16 protein-coding genes are annotated in these 17,247 nt (G+C 67.4%); 7 read left to right on the forward strand and 9 right to left on the reverse strand.

All coding sequences use genetic code 11. From position 1 onward, the window contains the following. Positions 1–29 precede the first annotated feature (29 nt). A complete protein-coding gene (locus CHU93_RS13350; RefSeq protein ID WP_094474660.1) occupies positions 30–1,463 on the forward strand; it encodes a DUF1800 domain-containing protein in 1,434 nt (477 codons plus the stop codon). Continuing rightward, positions 1,460–2,602 carry a DUF1501 domain-containing protein gene (locus CHU93_RS13355; RefSeq protein WP_094474661.1) on the forward strand — a complete coding sequence of 381 codons (1,143 nt, stop codon included), beginning with the start codon at positions 1,460–1,462 and terminating at the stop codon, positions 2,600–2,602. Before CHU93_RS13350 ends, CHU93_RS13355 begins: the two co-directional genes overlap by 4 nt. Here CHU93_RS13355 and CHU93_RS13360 read toward each other — a convergent pair. From CHU93_RS13360 to CHU93_RS13370, 3 genes are all read right to left on the reverse strand, one after another. Further along, positions 2,592–3,494 carry an alpha/beta hydrolase gene (locus tag CHU93_RS13360; RefSeq protein WP_243375683.1) on the reverse strand — a complete coding sequence of 301 codons (903 nt, stop codon included), beginning with the start codon at positions 3,492–3,494 and terminating at the stop codon, positions 2,592–2,594. The two genes, CHU93_RS13355 and CHU93_RS13360, sit on opposite strands and share 11 nt — an antisense overlap. A gap of 1 nt (position 3,495) precedes the next feature. Next, positions 3,496–4,464: a sensor domain-containing diguanylate cyclase gene (locus CHU93_RS13365; RefSeq protein WP_094474725.1), complete on the reverse strand. Its 969-nt coding sequence runs from the start codon at positions 4,462–4,464 to the stop codon at positions 3,496–3,498. Positions 4,465–4,560: 96 nt separating this feature from the next. Continuing rightward, complete coding sequence (locus CHU93_RS13370) at positions 4,561–5,274, reverse strand: glycosyltransferase family protein (RefSeq protein WP_094474662.1); 714 nt, start codon at positions 5,272–5,274, stop codon at positions 4,561–4,563. 109 nt (positions 5,275–5,383) lie between these two features. Between CHU93_RS13370 and CHU93_RS13375 the strand changes: the two genes are divergently transcribed. From CHU93_RS13375 to CHU93_RS13395, 5 genes are read left to right on the forward strand one after another with little or no spacing between them, the layout of a single operon-like run. Next, on the forward strand, positions 5,384–5,833 hold the full coding sequence (locus CHU93_RS13375) for a (2Fe-2S)-binding protein (RefSeq protein ID WP_094474663.1): 450 nt from the start codon (positions 5,384–5,386) through the stop codon (positions 5,831–5,833). After that, complete coding sequence (locus CHU93_RS13380) at positions 5,830–8,055, forward strand: xanthine dehydrogenase family protein molybdopterin-binding subunit (RefSeq protein ID WP_094474664.1); 2,226 nt, start codon at positions 5,830–5,832, stop codon at positions 8,053–8,055. Before CHU93_RS13375 ends, CHU93_RS13380 begins: the two co-directional genes overlap by 4 nt. Positions 8,056–8,062: 7 nt before the next feature. After that, the gene (locus CHU93_RS13385) at positions 8,063–10,225 is read left to right on the forward strand and encodes a xanthine dehydrogenase family protein molybdopterin-binding subunit (RefSeq protein ID WP_094474665.1); all 2,163 of its coding nucleotides are present in this window, start codon (positions 8,063–8,065) and stop codon (positions 10,223–10,225) included. Between the two features lie 3 nt (positions 10,226–10,228). Then, positions 10,229–10,897, forward strand: coding sequence for a DUF2490 domain-containing protein (locus tag CHU93_RS13390; protein ID WP_094474666.1), 669 nt, complete (start codon positions 10,229–10,231; stop codon positions 10,895–10,897). A 47-nt stretch (positions 10,898–10,944) separates the two neighbouring features. Beyond that, on the forward strand, positions 10,945–11,610 hold the full coding sequence (locus tag CHU93_RS13395) for a DUF2490 domain-containing protein (protein ID WP_165768738.1): 666 nt from the start codon (positions 10,945–10,947) through the stop codon (positions 11,608–11,610). 109 nt (positions 11,611–11,719) lie between these two features. On the opposite strand, the gene CHU93_RS13400 is transcribed toward CHU93_RS13395, so the two are convergent. The 6 genes from CHU93_RS13400 to CHU93_RS13425 are packed head-to-tail and all read right to left on the reverse strand — an operon-like array spanning position 11,720 to position 17,177. Then, positions 11,720–11,989 carry a c-type cytochrome gene (locus CHU93_RS13400; protein WP_243375685.1) on the reverse strand — a complete coding sequence of 90 codons (270 nt, stop codon included), beginning with the start codon at positions 11,987–11,989 and terminating at the stop codon, positions 11,720–11,722. A 31-nt stretch (positions 11,990–12,020) separates the two neighbouring features. Continuing rightward, positions 12,021–12,473, reverse strand: a complete 453-nt coding sequence (locus CHU93_RS13405) for a copper chaperone PCu(A)C (RefSeq protein WP_094474668.1) — start codon at positions 12,471–12,473, stop codon at positions 12,021–12,023. A 52-nt stretch (positions 12,474–12,525) separates the two neighbouring features. After that, positions 12,526–12,867, reverse strand: coding sequence for a hypothetical protein (locus CHU93_RS13410; RefSeq protein ID WP_094474669.1), 342 nt, complete (start codon positions 12,865–12,867; stop codon positions 12,526–12,528). 42 nt (positions 12,868–12,909) lie between these two features. After that, positions 12,910–14,409, reverse strand: coding sequence for a TolC family protein (locus CHU93_RS13415; RefSeq protein WP_094474670.1), 1,500 nt, complete (start codon positions 14,407–14,409; stop codon positions 12,910–12,912). Further along, the gene (locus tag CHU93_RS13420; protein WP_086115875.1) at positions 14,393–15,469 is read right to left on the reverse strand and encodes an efflux RND transporter periplasmic adaptor subunit; all 1,077 of its coding nucleotides are present in this window, start codon (positions 15,467–15,469) and stop codon (positions 14,393–14,395) included. Before CHU93_RS13420 ends, CHU93_RS13415 begins: the two co-directional genes overlap by 17 nt. Further along, positions 15,459–17,177, reverse strand: a complete 1,719-nt coding sequence (locus CHU93_RS13425; RefSeq protein WP_094474671.1) for an ATP-binding cassette domain-containing protein — start codon at positions 17,175–17,177, stop codon at positions 15,459–15,461. Before CHU93_RS13425 ends, CHU93_RS13420 begins: the two co-directional genes overlap by 11 nt. Positions 17,178–17,247 lie beyond the last annotated feature (70 nt).

Genomic DNA, 17,247 nt, shown 5'->3' on the forward strand with positions numbered 1-17,247 from the left:
AAATGCCCAGACTGGCACGTTGAGCCTGCATGAGCATCGCTGCCATCGCCCTCAACCGCTTCGGCCTCGGCGCCCGCCCCGATGCGACGGCGCCAGCTGATCCCCGGGCCTGGCTGATCGCCCAGTTCAGCGCCTTTGAACCGCGCCCGGCGATCATCGCCGCCCTGCCCGATGCCGCGGCGATGACGGCGCAATATCGGGACAATCTGCGCCAACTGCGCCAGGTTGGCATCGGCGGCATTCCGCGCCAGCCCGGCGATCCCGAACCCCCCAAAGGTGCCGAGGCCCAGGCGCTGGCCGAAGCCCAGCAGAAGGCCAGGCGCGAAGCCTTCCGTGCCGCCTATGCCGGCCAGGTGCGCGCCCGGCTGGCCCTGGCGCTGGCCAGTCACGCCCCCTTTGCCGAGCGGCTGGTGCATTTCTGGTCCAACCATTTCGCCATTTCGACCGACAAGCTGGCCACCGCCACCATGGGCGGCCCGCACGAATTCGAAGCCATCCGCCCCCACATCGCTGGCCGGTTCAGCGATCTGCTGCTGGCCGTCACCCGCCATCCGGCCATGATGTTCTATCTGGATCAGGCGCAATCGGTGGGCCCGGGCAGCCTGCTGGCCGAGGTGGCGCGCCGCCGCAACGCCCCCCGCCAGCCCGGGCTCAACGAAAATCTGGCGCGGGAAATCCTGGAACTGCACACGCTGGGCGCCGGCCATTATACGCAGGCCGATGTCGCCGGTCTGGCGCGCGCCCTCACCGGCTGGTCAATCGGCGGCTTCGTGCGGCGGCCCTTGGGGCTGGATGCGCCGCCCGGCCAATTCATCTTCCAGCCGGCCTGGCACGAACCGGGGCGGGTGACCGTGGCCGGCAAGACCTATGCCCAGGATGGCGAAGCCCAGGCCCGCGCCATCCTCGACGATCTCGCGCTTCACCCGCAGACCGCCCGTCACCTTGCCACCAAGCTGGCGCGCCACTTCATCAACGATGATCCCCCGCCGCACCTCGTGGGCCGGCTTGCTGCCACCTATCTGGCCAATGGCGGTGCGCTGCTGCCCGTCTATCAGGCGCTGATCACCGCGCCCGAAGCCTGGGCCACGCCGCTCGCCAAGTTCAAGAACCCGTGGGACTGGACGGTTTCGGCCATGCGGGCGCTCGGCCTCAATGATGCCCCCGGCAACGCCCGCATCGCGCCAATGCTCAACGAGTTGGGCCAGCCGATCTGGCGACCGGGATCACCGGCCGGCTGGCCCGATGCCGCCAGCCGCTGGGCCGCGCCCGATGCGCTGCTGCGCCGGGTGGAGGTGGCTGGCCGGTTGGCCAGTCTGGCCCCAGCGGCCGATCCGCGCGCCCTCGCCGCCCGCGTGCTGCCCGGCGTGCTGTCCGCCACCACCGCCACCGCCATCGCCCGCGCCGAAAGCCCGGCCGAAGGCATGGCGCTGTTGCTGGTCTCGCCGGAGTTTCTGCGCCGATGATCGATCGCCGTTCCCTCATCGCCCGCGCCGGCATGATCGGTGGCCTGGCGCTGCATCCCGGCCTGGCGCTGGCGGCAGCCACCACACAATCCCGGTTGGTGTTCATCATCCTGCGCGGCGCCATGGACGGGCTGGCCGCCATCAGCCCCGCCAACGAACCGCGCCTGTTGCAGCTGCGCGGCGCGCTGGCCCGCCCGCCCGAACAACTTGGCGCACCGCTGCCGCTCACCGCCGACTTCACCGCCCACCCGGCGCTGGCGGGATTCGCTGGCCTGTTCGCCGCGAAGGAAGCCGCTGTCGTCCATGCGGTCGCCAGCCCCTATCGCGAACGCAGCCATTTCGATGCCCAGAACATCCTCGAAACCGGTGGCAATGCTGCCTATGCCCTGAAGGATGGCTGGCTCAACCGGCTGCTGCCGCTGTTGCCGCCGGCGCCGCCGCCCGTGGCGATCTCGGCCGCGCTGCCGACCCTGCTGCAAGGCGCAGCCCCCACCACCAGCTTTGCCCCCAGCCGCCTGCCCGATGCCAGCGCCAGTCTGAAGATGCGGGTGGCAGCGCTGTATGAAGGTGACCCTCTCCTCCACCGCCTGTGGGGCGAAGCGATGGCGACCGAAATGATGGCCGGCAACCAGGATGGGCCGGGCGGACCGGTCGCACTGGCCGCCACCGCCGCGCGCCTGCTCGCCCAGCCAGCCGGCCCACGCATCGCCGTGCTCGATCACGGCGGGTGGGACACGCATGCCGGCCAGGCCGTGCGGCTGGCCGCACAACTGCGCCAGCTCGACACGATGATCGCCACGCTGAAATCCGGCCTGGGCCCGGCCTGGGCCGACACGCTGGTGATCTGCGCCACGGAATTCGGCCGCACCGTTGCTGTCAATGGCACCAATGGCACCGATCATGGCACCGCATCGGCGGTGCTGCTGGCCGGCGGGCGCGTGGCCGGCGGCCGCGTCCATGGCGACTGGCCCGGCCTCACCCGCCTGTTCGAGGATCGCGACCTGTTGCCCATCACCAGCCTCAACGCCGTGCTGGCCGGCAGCGTCGCCGGGCTGTTTGGCCTTGATCCCGATCGGGTGGTGCGCAGCGTGTTTGCCACCGCACCCGCAGCGGCGATGGCGGGTCTCGTCAGAGCGTAAGATATTTCAGCAGGAAATTGCTGGCATCGGCGAGCACCGGCGCCTTGCCGCGAAACGGCTTTGAAAGCCCGAGCAAGATGCCGACATGCCCGATGCCAGAATAGAGTTTCACCTCGGCCCGGCCGCCCAGATCATTGACCGCATTGGCCAATCGCGTGCTGTTGCGCGGCAGGACGGTCGTATCCTCAAGCCCATGCAGCAACAACAGCGGCGGGGCATCGCCGCGGGCAAAATGGATCGGCTGGGTGTCGTTCAGATCGGGCGCATTGCCCAGCGCGGCATCGGCCGCCCCACCGGCCACAAAGGGCAGGAAATCATAAGGCCCAGCCAGGCCCACCGCCGCCTTGATCCAATCAGCCACGCCCCAGCGCCGGTCAAGCGCCAGCAGCAGGGCGATATGGGCGCCGGCGGAATGGCCCATCACCGCCACGCGGGCCGGATCGCCGCCATGCGCCGCGATGTTGGCCGCCACCCATTTCAGCGCCGCCGCGCCATCTTCGACAAAACCCGGCCAACGCACCTGCGGCACCAGCCGATAATCCGGCACCACCACCAGGAATCCGCGGGCCGCCAGCGCCCGCGCGGCAAAGCCATAACCATCGCGCAGACCACTGTTCCAACTGCCACCATAGAAAAACACCAGCACCGGCAGCGGCCCCGTCGCACCCTTGGGGGCCCAGATTTCCAGCGTCTGGCGCGGATCGGGGCCAAAGGCGGCGCCATCAACGATCTGCTTCACACCGCCATCGCCGGGCGTCAGCCGGTTGAGGCCATTCAAGGCCCCCAGCGGCGAACAGGCCGCGGCCATGGCCGAGAGGGCAGAAAGCGAGAGCAGGGCGCGGCGCGACATCATCGGCCGGGCATAGGCCATGGCCGGCCCAGCGAGCAACATGTCAACCGGCGCTGCGGCGCGCTGACTTCATGGCATACATGGCGGCATCGGCCTCGCTCAACAGCGCCTGGATATCGGCGCCACTGCCGGCAGGATGATCAACATAACCGGCGCTGAAGCCGGAGCGGTACGGCAGCCCCAATGCCAGTTCCTGCCCTTGCAGCCAGTCGGTCAGCCGCGCTGTCGCCCCGCGGGCCTCCACCGCGTCGCTACCAGGCATCCAGGCCACAAACTCATCGCCGCCGATGCGGGCAAACACATCGGTTGACCGGAAACACTTGCTCATGCCGAACGCGATGCGTTCCAGCACGGCATCACCGGCCGCATGGCCATGGCGGTCGTTGATCTGCTTGAAGCCATCCAGGTCGAGGCACACCAGCGTGCCGCCCTGCCCCTGCGCTTCGCACAGCGCCAGGCTGTCCCGCGCCATCGTCAAAAACCCGCGACGGTTCCAGATGCGGGTCAGCGGATCGGTCATCGCCGCCTGATAGGCCGAAAGCTCGTCTTCCACCATGGCCGCCAGATCGCGCAGGGCCTGCGCATCCTCGCTGCCGAACCCGCGCGGCTGCTGGTCGATGATGCACAAGGTGCCAACCTTGGCGCCGCGCGACACGCGCAACGGACATCCGGCATAAAAGCGGATGTGGGGATCGCCGGTCACCAGCGGATTGTCGGCAAAGCGATTGTCCCCCGTTGCGTCCGGGATCACGAAAATCTCATCGCCTAGGATCGCATGGCCACAGAAGGAAACATCGCGCCCGGTTTCGTTGACGCCCAGGCCCTGACAGGATTTGAACCATTGCCGGTTGAGATCAAGCAGGCTGACGAGCGCGATCGGCACCGAAAACACCCGGCGCGCCATCCGGGTCAACCGGTCAAACCGCTCCTCCGGCCCGCTGTCGAGGATACATAGCGCATGCAGCACCTGCAGCCGCAGCAGTTCATCCTCAGGCAGGGGTGGTGCCAGCACGCCAAGCTCCCAACAACACGACGCAGCAACGGCCTGCGCGAAAAACGACATAGCATGGCCGCAAACCACTGTAACCAAATGTCGGCCTTGCCGCCTTCAGCTCAGGTTTGCTCCGCTCTTGCGGATATCGCCGGAATAGACATGGCTTCCAACATGGCCGAAGCGCGCCAGCGTCTGAGCAAACACCTGGCCGCCATGCCGCCGCCAAAGCGCGCAGAAATGATAATCTTCGGGCAGCAACACGCCCTGCTCATCGATGCTGGTGGCGAAAAATTCATGCACCAGCGGCGCATCGGGCTGGGGCGAGGCGCGATAGCGCGGCACATGCGGCGCCAGGGTTTCAAACACCCGGCGGCGGATGGCCATCACCCCGGTGCCGCCATGGCGCACCTCCACAAAGCCCTGCGCATCCGGCACCGCCGGCCCCGGTGCTACCGGGGTCAAGGCAAAACTGCCGGCATGATCGGCCAGGCCAAGTATTTCACCCGCTGCCGCCGCCCGGCCCACTGCCGGCCAGTTGATCTCCTTCCTGGGGACCACGCCGCACACAACATCATGCCCACCGGCCAGCAACGCCATGATCGCCTCGCCATCAAAGCCCTGATCGGCATCGATGAACAGCAGCAGCTCGGCATCGCTGGCCAGGAACAATCGCACCAGCTCGTTGCGGGCGCGGGTGATCAACGCCTCGTTGGTGATCTGGCTCCAACCCACGCCGATGCCCAGTTGCTGGCAACGCTGCAGCATGAGGAGCAGGCCCTGCACATAGAGGCCGGAACATTGCCCGCCATACATCGGCGTGGCGATCATGATGGAGGCTGGAAGGCCAGCGTTGGGAGGTTGGTCAATTCGTCCCTCCCGTCGCATTGCGGCGCCGGCTTGGCATGTTTATGCTGGGGCATCGCAGGAGGGGCAAGCCATGAAGCTGAACATCAACGGCAAAGCGGTCGAGGTGAATGCCGATCCCGACATGCCCCTGCTGTGGGCACTTCGCGATATTCTGGGCCTGACCGGCACCAAGTTCGGCTGTGGCGCCGGCTTCTGCGGCGCCTGCACGGTGCAGCTCGATGGCGAACCGGTGCGCGGCTGCCAGACCCCGGTTTCGGCCGTGGGCACGGCCAAGATCACCACCATCGAAGGCCTGTCGGCCAGCGCCTGGGGCCGCAAGCTGCAGGATGCCTGGGTGGCGCTGGATGTGCCCCAATGCGGCTATTGCCAGGCCGGGCAATTGCTCGCAGCCGAAGCCCTGCTGCGGTCCACGCCCAAGCCGACCGACGCCGACATTGATGCCGCGATGAGCGGCAATCTGTGCCGCTGCGCCACCTACACCCGCATCCGCGCCGCCATCAAACAGGCGGCCGCGGCATGAGCCTGTCGCGCCGCGCTGTGCTCAAGGCCGGCGTTGTCGCCGGCGGCGGGCTCTCGCTGGGCTGGCAGCTGGGCAGCGCCCGTGCCGCCCTTCCCGGCCAGTTGTCGGCCTTTGTGCAGATCGCCGCTGATGGCGCCATCCGCATCACCGCCCACCAGCCCGAAGTGGGCCAGGGCGTGCGCACCAGCTTCCCGATGATGATTGCCGAGGAACTGGATGTCGATTGGGCGCAGGTGACGGTGGTGCCGGCCCCCGGCGATCGCGCCGTCTATGGCATGCAGCTTGCCGGCGGATCGATGGCCACCCCCACCCAGTTTGAACGCATGCGCCGGCTGGGCGCGGCGGCGCGGGCCATGCTGGTTCAGGCTGCCGCCACCGCCTGGGGCGTGCCGGCTGCCGAGATCAGCACCGGCAGCGCCATGCTGCGCCACAAGCCCTCGGGGCGCAGCGCCCGCTATGCCGACATGGCCAGCGCCGCCGCCCAGCTGAAGGCCCCCGATCCCAAGACCGTCACGCTGAAAGACCCAGGCCAGTTCCGCATCCTCGGCCGCCGCGTGCCCGGCGTGGACAATGGCAAGCTGGTCAGCGGCCAGCCGCTGTTCGGCATCGATGCCCGGGTGCCCGGCATGGCCTATGCCGCCTTTGCCAAATCGCCGGTGTTCGGCGGCAAGCTCAAACGCGCCAACAAGGCCGCCGCGCTGGCCGTGCCCGGCGTGAAGGCGGTGATCGACATTGCCGAACGCCGCGACCTCAAGGCCGAGATTGACGTGCCGCTGCCGGGGATCGAGGTGCTGCCGCAAGGCATCGCCGTGATCGCCACCAGCACCTGGGCGGCACTGCGCGGCCGCGATGCGCTGGCCTGCGAATGGGAAGGCGGGGATGCCGCCTTCCAGTCCACCCTTGCCTGGGAAGCGGCGGCGGCCAAGGCGCTCAAGGATGGCCCGCAAAAGCCCGGCTTCATCAACCATGGCGATGCCCCGGCCAAATTGGCTGGCGCGGCCCGCCAGGTGACCGCCGATTATGCCTATCCCTTCATCGCCCATGCCGCGCTGGAGCCGATGAACTGCACCGCGCAGGTGACGGACGGCAAATGCACCCTGTGGCTTTCCACCCAGACGCCTGAGGACGCCCGCCGCATGGTGGCGGTGGCGCTGGGCATCAAGCCGGCCGATGTCACGCTGCACCTGATGCGCTCCGGCGGTGGTTTTGGCCGGCGCCTGATGAACGATGTGGCGGTGGAAGCGGCGGTGATTGCCAAGGCCGCCGGCGTGCCGGTGAAGCTGACCTGGGATCGTGCCCAGGATTTCGCCCATGATTGGCTGCGCCCCGGCGGCTGGCACCGGCTGGCGGCCGGGCTGGACGCCAAGGGCGACATCATCGCCTGGCATGATCATTTCATCAGCTTTGGCCGCGGCGGCAATTTCGATCCGCCGGCCAGCATCGACCAGTCGCTGTTCCCGGCCGGCGTCATCAAGGATTATCGCGCCGATGTCTCGGTGCTGCCCATCGCCTCCACGCTGGGCTGGCTGCGCGCGCCGATCAACAACGCCTTTGCCTTTGTGACGCAGGGCTTCATCGATGAGTGCGCCCATGCCGCCGGGCGCGACACGCTGGAATATCGCCGTGCCCTCTTGGGGCCGCCGCGCGCCATCCCGATGGCTGCCGAAGGCGGGGCGGAAGGCGCCGAAAACAGCGGCACCCCCTATCACACCGGGCGCATGCGCCGGGTGGTGGACGAAGCCGCCGTGATGGCACGCTGGGGCCGCAAGCTGGGCCCGCGCACCGGCCTCGGCATCGCCTTCCACTTCAGCCACCTCGGCTATTTCGCCAATGTGGTGGAAGCCAGCGTGAACGACGCCGGCGATGTGAAGGTGCACAAGATCTGGGTGGCGGCCGATGTCGGCCAGCAGATCATCAACCTGTCGGGTGCGGAGAACCAGGTGCAGGGCAGCGTAATTGATGCGCTTGGTGCAGCGCTGGGCCAGCGCATCAGCTTTGCCGATGGCGCGGTGGAACAGGTGAATTTCGGCGATTACAGCCTGGCGCGCATGAACGATGCCCCGGCCGTGGAGGTGAAATTCATTTCGACCGATTTCCCCACCACCGGCCTTGGCGAGCCGGCCTATCCCAGCCTCGCTCCGGCGCTGGCCGGCGCCATCTTCCAGGCCACTGGCAAGCGCCTGCGCCAATTGCCATTCGACACCAGCCAATTGAAGGCATGAGGCCGCGATGACCATCGAGCTTTCCCGCCGCAGCTTCCTGTTTGCCAGCGCGGCCATCGGCGGCGGCCTCTATCTCGGCCTGTCGCCACAGCCTGTCGGTGCGGCCGAAGCCGGCCAGCTCAACGCCTGGGTGGTGATCCCGCCCACGGGCCGCATCCGCATCATGGCCAGCAATCCCGAAGTGGGCCAGGGCATCCGCACCAGCCTGCCGATGGTGATCGCCGAGGAGCTGGACGCCGACTGGGCCGCCGTGGAGATCGTGCCCACCATGGCCGACGCCAAGCTCTATGGCCGGCAGGTGGCCGGTGGCAGCCAGGCCATGCCGACCCATTATGAGAATATGCGCCGGGTGGGGGCGGCGGCGCGGGCGATGATCCTGCAGGCGGCCGCCACCGCCTGGGGCGTGCCACTGGCCGAGTTGCAGACCGACAAGGGCCAGGTGATCCACGGCCAGCGCCGCGCCCCCTATGGCCAGTTCGCCGCTGCCGCCAGCGCCCTGCCCGCCCCCGATGCGGCCAAGGTGGCGGTGAAGGATCCGAAGAATTTCCGCCTGATCGGCAGCTTCCAGCCCGGCGTGAACAACCGCGCCATTGTCAGCGGCAAACAGGATTATGGCATTGATGCCGTGCTGCCCGGCATGCTGCACGCCGCCTTCCACAAATCCGGCGTGCAACGCGCCGCGGTGAAATCCGCCAATATCGATGCCATCAAGGCAATGCCGGGCGTGCGCGACGCCTTCATCGTGCCGGCCAGCCCCGAATATGAAGGGCTATTGGGCGGTGTCGCCATCCTGGCGGACACGACCTGGCATGCGAGCCGCGCCCGCAGCGCCCTGAAGGTGGAGTGGGAGGAAAGCCCCGCCGCCTTCCAGTCCAGCGCCGCCTGGGCAAAAATGGCCGCCGAAGCCAAGGCCAAGCCGCCGGCCCTGCCCATCCACAGCACGGGTGATGTTACCACCGCCATGGCCGGCGCCGCCAAGCGGATCAGCGCCACCTATGAATATCCCTTCATCCCGCACCTGCCGCTGGAGCCGATCAACTGCACGGCGCGGGTGACCGGCGACAGGGTGGAGATCTGGGCCCCCACCCAGAACCCGGAGCCCGGCCGCCAGGCGGTGGCCAAGACATTGGGTGTGCCGCTGGAGAATATCAGTATCCACATGATGCGGGTGGGCGGCGGCTTTGGCCGGCGGCTGCAGAATGATTATATGGTCGAAGCCGCCATGATCGCCCGGATGGCCGGCCGCCCGGTCAAGCTGACCTGGACGCGGGAGGACGACGTCACCCAGGATTTCCTGCGCCCCGGCGGCTGGCACCATCTCGAAGCCGGACTGGACACCGCCGGCCGCGTGGTCGCTTGGGACAATCATTTCATCAGCTATGGCCGCGACGGCAAGTTCGCCCGCGCCGCCGGCATCGCGCCCAATGATTTTCCGGCCGGTATGGTCGATCATTTCCGGCTGGGGGCCACCATCCTGCCGCTGATCCACACGACCGGCTTCCTGCGCGCGCCCGGCAACAACGCCTTCGGCTTTGTGACCCAGGGCTTCATCGATGAACTGGCCCACGCCGCCGGTGCCGATCCGCTGCAGTTCCGCCGCGATTTTCTCGGCCCGGCCCGCATCATCGGCGATCCCAATAGCCGCGCCAGCTACAACACCGGCCGCATGCGCGCCGTGCTCGACAAGGCCGCTGCCATGGCCGGCTGGGGCCGCAAACTGCCGGCGCGCTCTGGCCTCGGCATCGGCTTCCACTTCAGCCATCTTGGCTATTTCGCCAATGTCATCGAAGCCAGCGTGTCGAAGGATGGTGCGGTGACGGTGAAGAAAATCTGGGTGGCCGGCGATGTTGGCCGCCAGATCGTCAACCCAGTCGGCGCCATCAACCAGGTGCAGGGCAGCGTGCTCGATGCGCTGAACGCCTGCCGCAACCATGCCGTCACCTTCGCCGACGGCGCCATCGAACAGCGCAATTTCGGCGATCTGCCGCTGCTGCGCATGGACGAGGCACCGCCGATCGAGGTCAGCTTCCTCACGCCGGATTATCCGGTGACAGGGCTGGGCGAGCCGGCCTATCCGGCCGTCGCTCCGGCATTGGCCAACGCCATCTTCCAGGCGACCGGCAAGCGCCTGCGCACATTGCCGTTCGATTTTTCCGTGCTCAAGGCCTGATCGGTGCGCCTGATTGCGGCCTGCCTGGCAGTGCCCTTGCTGGCGCTGCCGGCAGCGGCACAGGATGTGCAAAGCTGGAACGTCGTGCAGGCGCAGGGGCTGGTGCACGGCCGCATGCTGCTGTCGGTCGAAGCCTCGACCCGCTTTGCCGATGATCTGTCGCGTACCAGCGTGGTCTTTGGCCGGGTTGGCATCGGTCTGCGCACCCGAAGCGATGCCGATCTCTATGTTGGCTACCAATATCAGCTGAACCTGCCGGCGCCCGGCATCGAACGCGGCGAACATCGCCTCTGGCAACAGGTGCAGGCACCGCTCCTGCGCCGGGCCAATGGCGTCACGCTCATCAACCGCTGGCGCCTGGAACAGCGCTGGTTCGATGATGGCCGCGACACCGGCCTGCGCCTGCGCGCGCAATTGCGGCTGCAACTGCCGCTCAATGGCAAGGGCAGCGCCGGGCCGCTGCTGATGGCGGAAAACTTCGTCAACCTGAACACCACCGACTGGGGCCAACGCGCCGGGCTTGACCAGCACCGCAGCTTTGTCGGCTGGCTGCAGCCCCTCTCCTCCCATCTCTCGCTGGAAGCCGGCTACATGCACGTCTATCTCAACCGCCCCGGCCGCAACCCCGGCAACCACGTGCTCAGCCTCACGCTCAACCGCCGCCTGGGATGAAGCGGCACCGTCACAATCATGTCATATCGCACCGGCATGGCGCGGGCATGACGCGTCTCGCCTCGCTTGCCATCACCCTGCTCGCCATGCCCGCCGCAGCGCAGGATGTGCAAAGCTGGAACACCCTGCTGCTCCAGGGGCCGGTGGACGGCAAATTGCTGCTGTGGGCCGAACTCCAGCCGCGATTCACCAGCGATGCGAGCCGGCTCGGCCAGTTCGTGGCGCGCGGCGCCGTCGGCGTGCGGCTGAAGCACGACATTGATCTGCACGCCGGCTATCATTTCCAGCACAACAATCCGGCACCCGGCATCAGCAGTGACGAACATCGGCTGTGGCAGCAGATCATGGCGCCGGTGGTCCGCAACAGCAACGGCCACGCCCTCATCACCCGCTGGCGGCTGGAAGAGCGCATGGTTGAAAATGCCCAGGATCTGGGCTGGCGCCTGCGGATGATGTGGCGGCTGCAACTGCCACTCAACGGCAAGGGCACGGCAGGGCCCTTGCTGATCAGCGAAAGCTTCCTTGCCTTCAACAGCACCGATTGGGGCGCGCGGCGCGGGTTCGATCAGCAGCGCAGTTTCGTCGGTTGGCTGCAACCGCTCAGCCCGCACCTCAATCTGGAGGCCGGCTACATGCACCAATATGCCAACCGGCCGGGCCGCAACCCCGGCAACCATGTGATCAGCATCACGCTGAACCGCCGGCTGGGCTGATCGGCCCAGCCGGCGGCCCGGCTCACTTCAGCGTTTTCAGATAGGCGATCATGTCGGCCCGGCGCTTGGCGTCGCCAATGCCGGCAAAGGCCATGCGGGTGCCCGGCGTTCAGGCCGACGGCCGGGTGAGCCAGGCGTTCATGTTGGCATCGGTCCAGGTGCCGGTGCGCTTTTTCAGCGCCGCCGAATAGTTGAACCCCGGCACGCTGGCTATACGCCGGCCGGCCACACCCGCCAGCGACGGGCCGATGCGGTTCTGGCCGGCCACCACACTGTGGCAGGCCTTGCACTGCACAAAGGCCTTCTCGCCGGCTTTGGCATCCTGCGCGGCGGCTGGCGCGGCTGCAGCCAGGGCAGCCAGGGTGGCAAGCATCCTCATCGTCATCATCGTGGTTCTCCTCTTGTGGTCATCAATGCTGGTGGACGCTGGCGGCGGTCTCGGCCTTGAACATCACGTCCACCGAGCCGGCACGCGCAAAGGTCAGCCGGGCCTTGATCATCCGGCCGGCCGGCACCGGCGCCTTCAGGCCGATGAACATCACGTGCAGGCCACCGGGCGCAAAGGCCACGCTGCCGCCCGGCGGCAGTGCCACCCCGCCCGCCGCGCTGCGCATCTGCATCACCTGGCCCTGCGCCACGGTGCCATGCAGATCAGAACGGTTGGCGGCATCGGTCACCACGGCCACCAACCGATCGGCCACGCCGCCGCGGTTGCGAATGACCATATAGCCGGCACCGGTTTTCGATGCCGGGCTGGCCACGCGGATCACCGGATGATCGATGTGGATGGGGCCAACGCCATAATCATGGGCGGCGGCCATGGCTGGCAGGCCCAACAGGGCCGCAAATGCCAGGGTCTTCATGAAATCATGCTCCTGATTGCAACATGGGACCGGCCTGGGCCGGCAGCGGCAATCAGCGGGCGGGCGGCCCCTGGCCTGGCGGGCGCGGGCGGTGCCGATGGGCCTGCATGCGCTGGCGCAGCACAACTCGCACCGGCATCGCGGGCAGGGCCAGCAAAGGCAGCAACAGCGCCGCCGTCAGCAACAGGGGCTCCAGGGCCAAGGCGAAACCACAAGGCTGGTCGGGGCTGCCAGCCGGCGATGCCGGATCAGCCGCCGCCGTGCCACTGCACAGGCTGATCACCATGCCGTCGCCGCTGGCCACCGGCATCCAGCCGGCCGGCAGGATCAGGCGCAGGGCCAGCGCCGCCACACAGGCAGCGACGAAGAACAGGCCAGGCCGTCGCGCCGTCATGCCCCTGTCCTGCCACCACGGCATGGCGCCCGCAAGCCCGGTTCAGCCGCCGACAAGGCCCAGGGCCTTCAGATCGGCCGTGGCAGCAGCCAGATCGGCATGGGCGACAATCTGCCGGAAGGCGGCATCCAGCCGGCGCACCTGGGCATCGGCGGCCGCCTCCTCGCGAATATTGACGAGGAAGAAATCCGATGCCCCTTCCTGGAAACGGCGGCGCTCGGCACTGGCCATGGCGAGCGCGCGGTCCTGCTCATCGATGGCGATGCCCAACAGCCGCCGCGCCTGCCGCGCTGCCACCGAAAGACTGCCGATCTCGACACGGATCTGATCCTCGATGAAGCGGCGGCGCTGCTGGAAGCCTTCGATATCGGCCTGGGTCTGGTTCAGGCGGCCGCGCGCCGCGCGCTGCTGGATCGGCACGGTCAGGTTCAGGCCCAGTTTCGATTCGGTGCCGGTATAGGCCCGGCCTGCCAGCCCGGCTTCGCCCAGATACTGGTTCACCTCGGCCTTCAGATCCAGCCTGGGCAGGAAATTGTTGCGATCCAGCGCCAGCCGCTGCCGAGCCAGGCCAATGCGCACGTCCACCACCTTCAGGTCCGGCCGGTTTTCCAGCGCCGCCATCACATCCTCGGCCACCGGCAACGGCTGCGGCAGCGCGCGCGGCAGCCGATCGGCCGTCGGCACCACCGGATTGCCGTCCGCATCGCGCCAGAACAGCGACAGGTTGACCGCCGCCTGCTGCAACGCCTGTTCGGCCTGCACCACCAGGGTCTGGCGGCGCAGGATATTCTGCTCATTCTCGGTCAACAGGATGGCGGGACGCAGCCCTTCGGCCACCTGGCGCTTGAAGCCGGCCTGGCGATCCAGCGCCAGTTGCAACAGGCCCTTGAACACCGCCACGCGTTGTCCGGCGATCACCCAGTTGTTCCATGCCGCCACGGCGCGCGCCTGCACGCCGATTGCCACCAGCAACCGGTCATTGTCGGCCAATTCCACCTCGCCGGCCGCCAGCGTGCGGTTGAAGCGGCGCTCATCAATGTCGCGGTCGCGCAGCAGCGAAAACAACGTGCCCACCGTCACCCGGCCATACAACGCGGTGTTGTTGCTGGTTTGCGAGCTGGGAAAGCGCCCGCGGGCAATGTCATAGCCGGCATAGATATTGCCGCCATTGGCGGCGAGCGGCTGCATCAGCCGCACGCCGGCATCGGCCCCGTCGAAAAAGCCGGTCGGCCGGGCATCGATCTCGGCGCTGAACAACGTGTCGAACGCGCCTTCGGTGGTCAGCAGCCGGCCCTCGGCACCGCGCACCCGGGCCAGCGCCTCCAGCAGCTGCGGCGCGTGAAAACGGCTGTTGGCCAGCAACTCGGGCAGGGCCAGCGGCGCTGTCGCCTCTGGCAGCGGCCGCGCCGCATCGCGTGCATCCGCCTCCAGCGCCGGGCTGGATCCCGGCTTGCCGCGCGGGGCCTGCCCGGCGGCCGGCACCACCAGCACCAGGGCAAGCATCGGCGCCAGCAGCAGGGCGGACTTACTTGGCCTTGGCATCGTCTGCCTTGGCGTCGGCCTTCAACTGGCCGGTTTCGGCCGGGCTGGCACCGGGGCGCGTGAACTGCAGCGGGAAATCATTCAGCAGGCGCCACAGTTCGAACCAGATCGGCACCGTGTTCATCTGCACCCAGCCGCGCACCTTGGCCCCCAGCCGCACCGAACGTTCATCGGGCCAGGGATCGCGATCCGGGCTTTCCGTCACCAGCAGGCGAAACAGGCCGTTGGGCGATGCATTCAGATCCACCGCCGCCACCTGGCCATCGAAATAGCCCTTGGCCACCGACGGCCAGCCGGAAAACTGGATCGCCGGCCAGCCTTCGAACTCCAGGCGCACACGCCGGCCCACATGGATCAACGGCACATCGCGGCCATCAACATACAGCTCCACCACCCGGCGCGACTGTTCGGGCACGAAGGTGGCCAGCAGATCACCCTGCTTGACGATGGTGGCGACATCGATGCTGGCCACGCGCATGATGCGGCCATCGCGCGGCGCGCGGATCATCTGTTCGGATTGGCGGCGCAGGTTCACGTCGATCTTGTTGATCTCCGCCCGGGAGGAGGCGATCTTGGCGCGGAATTCCGCCACCTTGATTTGCGCCAGCTCCATGTCGCGGCGGGCGGCCAGCCCTTCGCCATACAGGGTCGCCATGCGCTTCACATCGCGCATCGCGGTGGCCATGGCCGCTTCGGTGGCGGCGATTTCCGCCAGCTTCTGCGCGCGTTCGGCCTGCAGGCGCTGCAGATAATCGGGATCGATGTCGATCACCCGGGCAATCGGCTCGCCAGCCTTCACGCGGGCGCCATCGGTGACAAACCAGCGGTCCAGCCGGCCGGGCACCAGCGCGGTGATGTTCTGCTGCCGGTCGCGCGGGTCGAAGGCGATCACGCTGCCGTTGCCCTGTGCCGTCTGCACCCAGGGCACCAGCGTGATGAACAGCAGGAACAGGGCGATGCCGATCATCACCATCCAGCCCACCACCCGCATGATGCGCGGCGGGCGCAACCGCGCCAGGGTCTGGAATGCGGCGGCGGTGGCCTGCGGCTCAATCGCCATCGGTCATCTCCCGGCCGGCCGCATCGCGCAGCGCATCAAACTCCGCCCGCACGTCGGTGATCCGCTGCTGCGTCAGGCCCAGCCACATCCAGCCATCCAGCGTCACCGCTTCCGGTCGGTTGGTGAAATAGAGCATGGTGGTGCGGCTGCTGCGCAAGCGGGCAAACACGGCGTTCAGGCGCGCCAGCGGCACCGTGTCGAACAGCGGCGACATCACCAGGATGCGCGGTTCCGACAGGATGGATGCGGCCAGCTTCAGCTGCATCATCTTGGCCACGGTGAATGGCGCGCCCGTGGACGACAGGCGGGTCTGCATCCCGTCGGGCAGCATGGCCACCCGGTCTTCCAGCCCCACCAGCCGCAGCGCCTCCAGATGATCGGCGGCATTGCGATTGGGGTTGGCCAGCGTCAGATAATCGCTGATCGTTGATTCGACGATGGCCGCACGGTCCAGCACCATCACCTGGCTGCGCAGCGCCAGCGGGTCCATCATCGCCAGATCGACGCCGCTAATCGTCACCATGCCGGCGCTGGGGCGGTTCAGCCGCTTCATCAGGTCGGCAAAGGCCCGCTCCATGCCGGGCACGCCCTGGCAGATCAGCCGGCTCGCCTCGGGGATTTCCAGGTTGATCTCCGCCTCGCCCGACAGCACCGATGTCTTGACATGGGTGAAGGTCAGCGCGCCCGAACGCGGCGGCGCCACGCCGGCCGGCACCGGCGGTTCCTGCTGCAGCCCATAAAGCAGCGACAATTCCTCCACCGAGGCGACGGCATCATAAAGATCGTCGAGATAGGAATAGAGGCTGTTCATGCCGGCAAACACGCCCGACAGGATCAGCTCGGCGGCCACCAGCTGGCCGATCGACAGTTCTTCCTGGATCACCAGCCAGCCGCCCAGCGCCAGCAGCCCGGCACTCGCGGCGGCATAGAGGAAATAGAGCGCGATGGTCTGCGGGAACTGGTAGCGGAAGTGGGCCGCGTGGGCGTTCACATAATTGGCCGTCACCGCCTCCGCCCCCTTCAGGGCATAATCGATGTGCCGGGCCGATTTGTAGAAGCCGTTGGAGGCGCCAATCGTCTCCAGAAAATGCGCCGCGTTGTACTTTTCGTGGCTGAGGTTGATGGAGGTCTTCATCGCCCCCTTCGACCACAGTGCCCACACGGCGGCGAGCAGCGCGATCAGCACCAGATTGAAGGCCAGAAAGAAGGGGTGATAGAAACTGGTCACCACAAAGCCGACAATCATGCCCAAGATGATGGTGAACCCGCCGATCAGCAGCGACGGGATCGCCTTCTGCATGTTCACCAGCTCGAAATAGCGGTTGAACAGGTCAAAGCGGCGCGTGTCGTGGAAAAACGGATCGGCGGCATTGATCACCCGCATGGTCAGATCGGCCACCAGCCGCGCCATGAAGCGGCGGCGATACAATTCCATCAGATGGATGCGCAGCACCGACAACAGGCCCGACACGATCAGCAGCCCGAACAGCAGCGCCGACAGGGTGAACAGCGGCACCGGCAACGCCGTGCTGGCGATGCTGTTGATCAACAGCTGCACCGAAACCGGCACCGCCAGGCCCAACAGGGCAATGCCCAGGCCATAGATGATGGCCAGCCAGAAATAATTGCGTTCCGGCCAGACAATATCACCCAACCAGCGCCACACGAGCCGGTTGAGATCCATCTGGGTAAGGTCCTTGGCGGCCATGAAACTCCTGTCGCACCCGCGCGGCACAGCCGGCATTTAGGGGGCGAGCCCCTGTTTGCCAAGGCTTGTC

The organism is Sandarakinorhabdus cyanobacteriorum (genome assembly GCF_002251755.1).
Classification (GTDB): Bacteria; Pseudomonadota; Alphaproteobacteria; order Sphingomonadales; family Sphingomonadaceae; genus Sandarakinorhabdus; species Sandarakinorhabdus cyanobacteriorum.

Coding starts and splice junctions, on each gene's coding strand:
- CHU93_RS13400 (WP_243375685.1), bottom strand. CDS start 11,989: ATGAGGATGCTTGCCACCCTGGCTGCCCTGGCTGCAGCCGCGCCAGCC.
- CHU93_RS13360 (WP_243375683.1), bottom strand. CDS start 3,494: ATGTTGCTCGCTGGGCCGGCCATGGCCTATGCCCGGCCGATGATGTCG.
- CHU93_RS13395 (WP_165768738.1), top strand. CDS start 10,945: ATGACGCGTCTCGCCTCGCTTGCCATCACCCTGCTCGCCATGCCCGCC.
- CHU93_RS13405 (WP_094474668.1), bottom strand. CDS start 12,473: ATGAAGACCCTGGCATTTGCGGCCCTGTTGGGCCTGCCAGCCATGGCC.
- CHU93_RS13375 (WP_094474663.1), top strand. CDS start 5,384: ATGAAGCTGAACATCAACGGCAAAGCGGTCGAGGTGAATGCCGATCCC.
- CHU93_RS13350 (WP_094474660.1), top strand. CDS start 30: ATGAGCATCGCTGCCATCGCCCTCAACCGCTTCGGCCTCGGCGCCCGC.
- CHU93_RS13355 (WP_094474661.1), top strand. CDS start 1,460: ATGATCGATCGCCGTTCCCTCATCGCCCGCGCCGGCATGATCGGTGGC.
- CHU93_RS13370 (WP_094474662.1), bottom strand. CDS start 5,274: ATGATCGCCACGCCGATGTATGGCGGGCAATGTTCCGGCCTCTATGTG.
- CHU93_RS13410 (WP_094474669.1), bottom strand. CDS start 12,867: ATGACGGCGCGACGGCCTGGCCTGTTCTTCGTCGCTGCCTGTGTGGCG.
- CHU93_RS13415 (WP_094474670.1), bottom strand. CDS start 14,409: ATGCCAAGGCCAAGTAAGTCCGCCCTGCTGCTGGCGCCGATGCTTGCC.
- CHU93_RS13420 (WP_086115875.1), bottom strand. CDS start 15,469: ATGGCGATTGAGCCGCAGGCCACCGCCGCCGCATTCCAGACCCTGGCG.
- CHU93_RS13380 (WP_094474664.1), top strand. CDS start 5,830: ATGAGCCTGTCGCGCCGCGCTGTGCTCAAGGCCGGCGTTGTCGCCGGC.
- CHU93_RS13425 (WP_094474671.1), bottom strand. CDS start 17,177: ATGGCCGCCAAGGACCTTACCCAGATGGATCTCAACCGGCTCGTGTGG.
- CHU93_RS13385 (WP_094474665.1), top strand. CDS start 8,063: ATGACCATCGAGCTTTCCCGCCGCAGCTTCCTGTTTGCCAGCGCGGCC.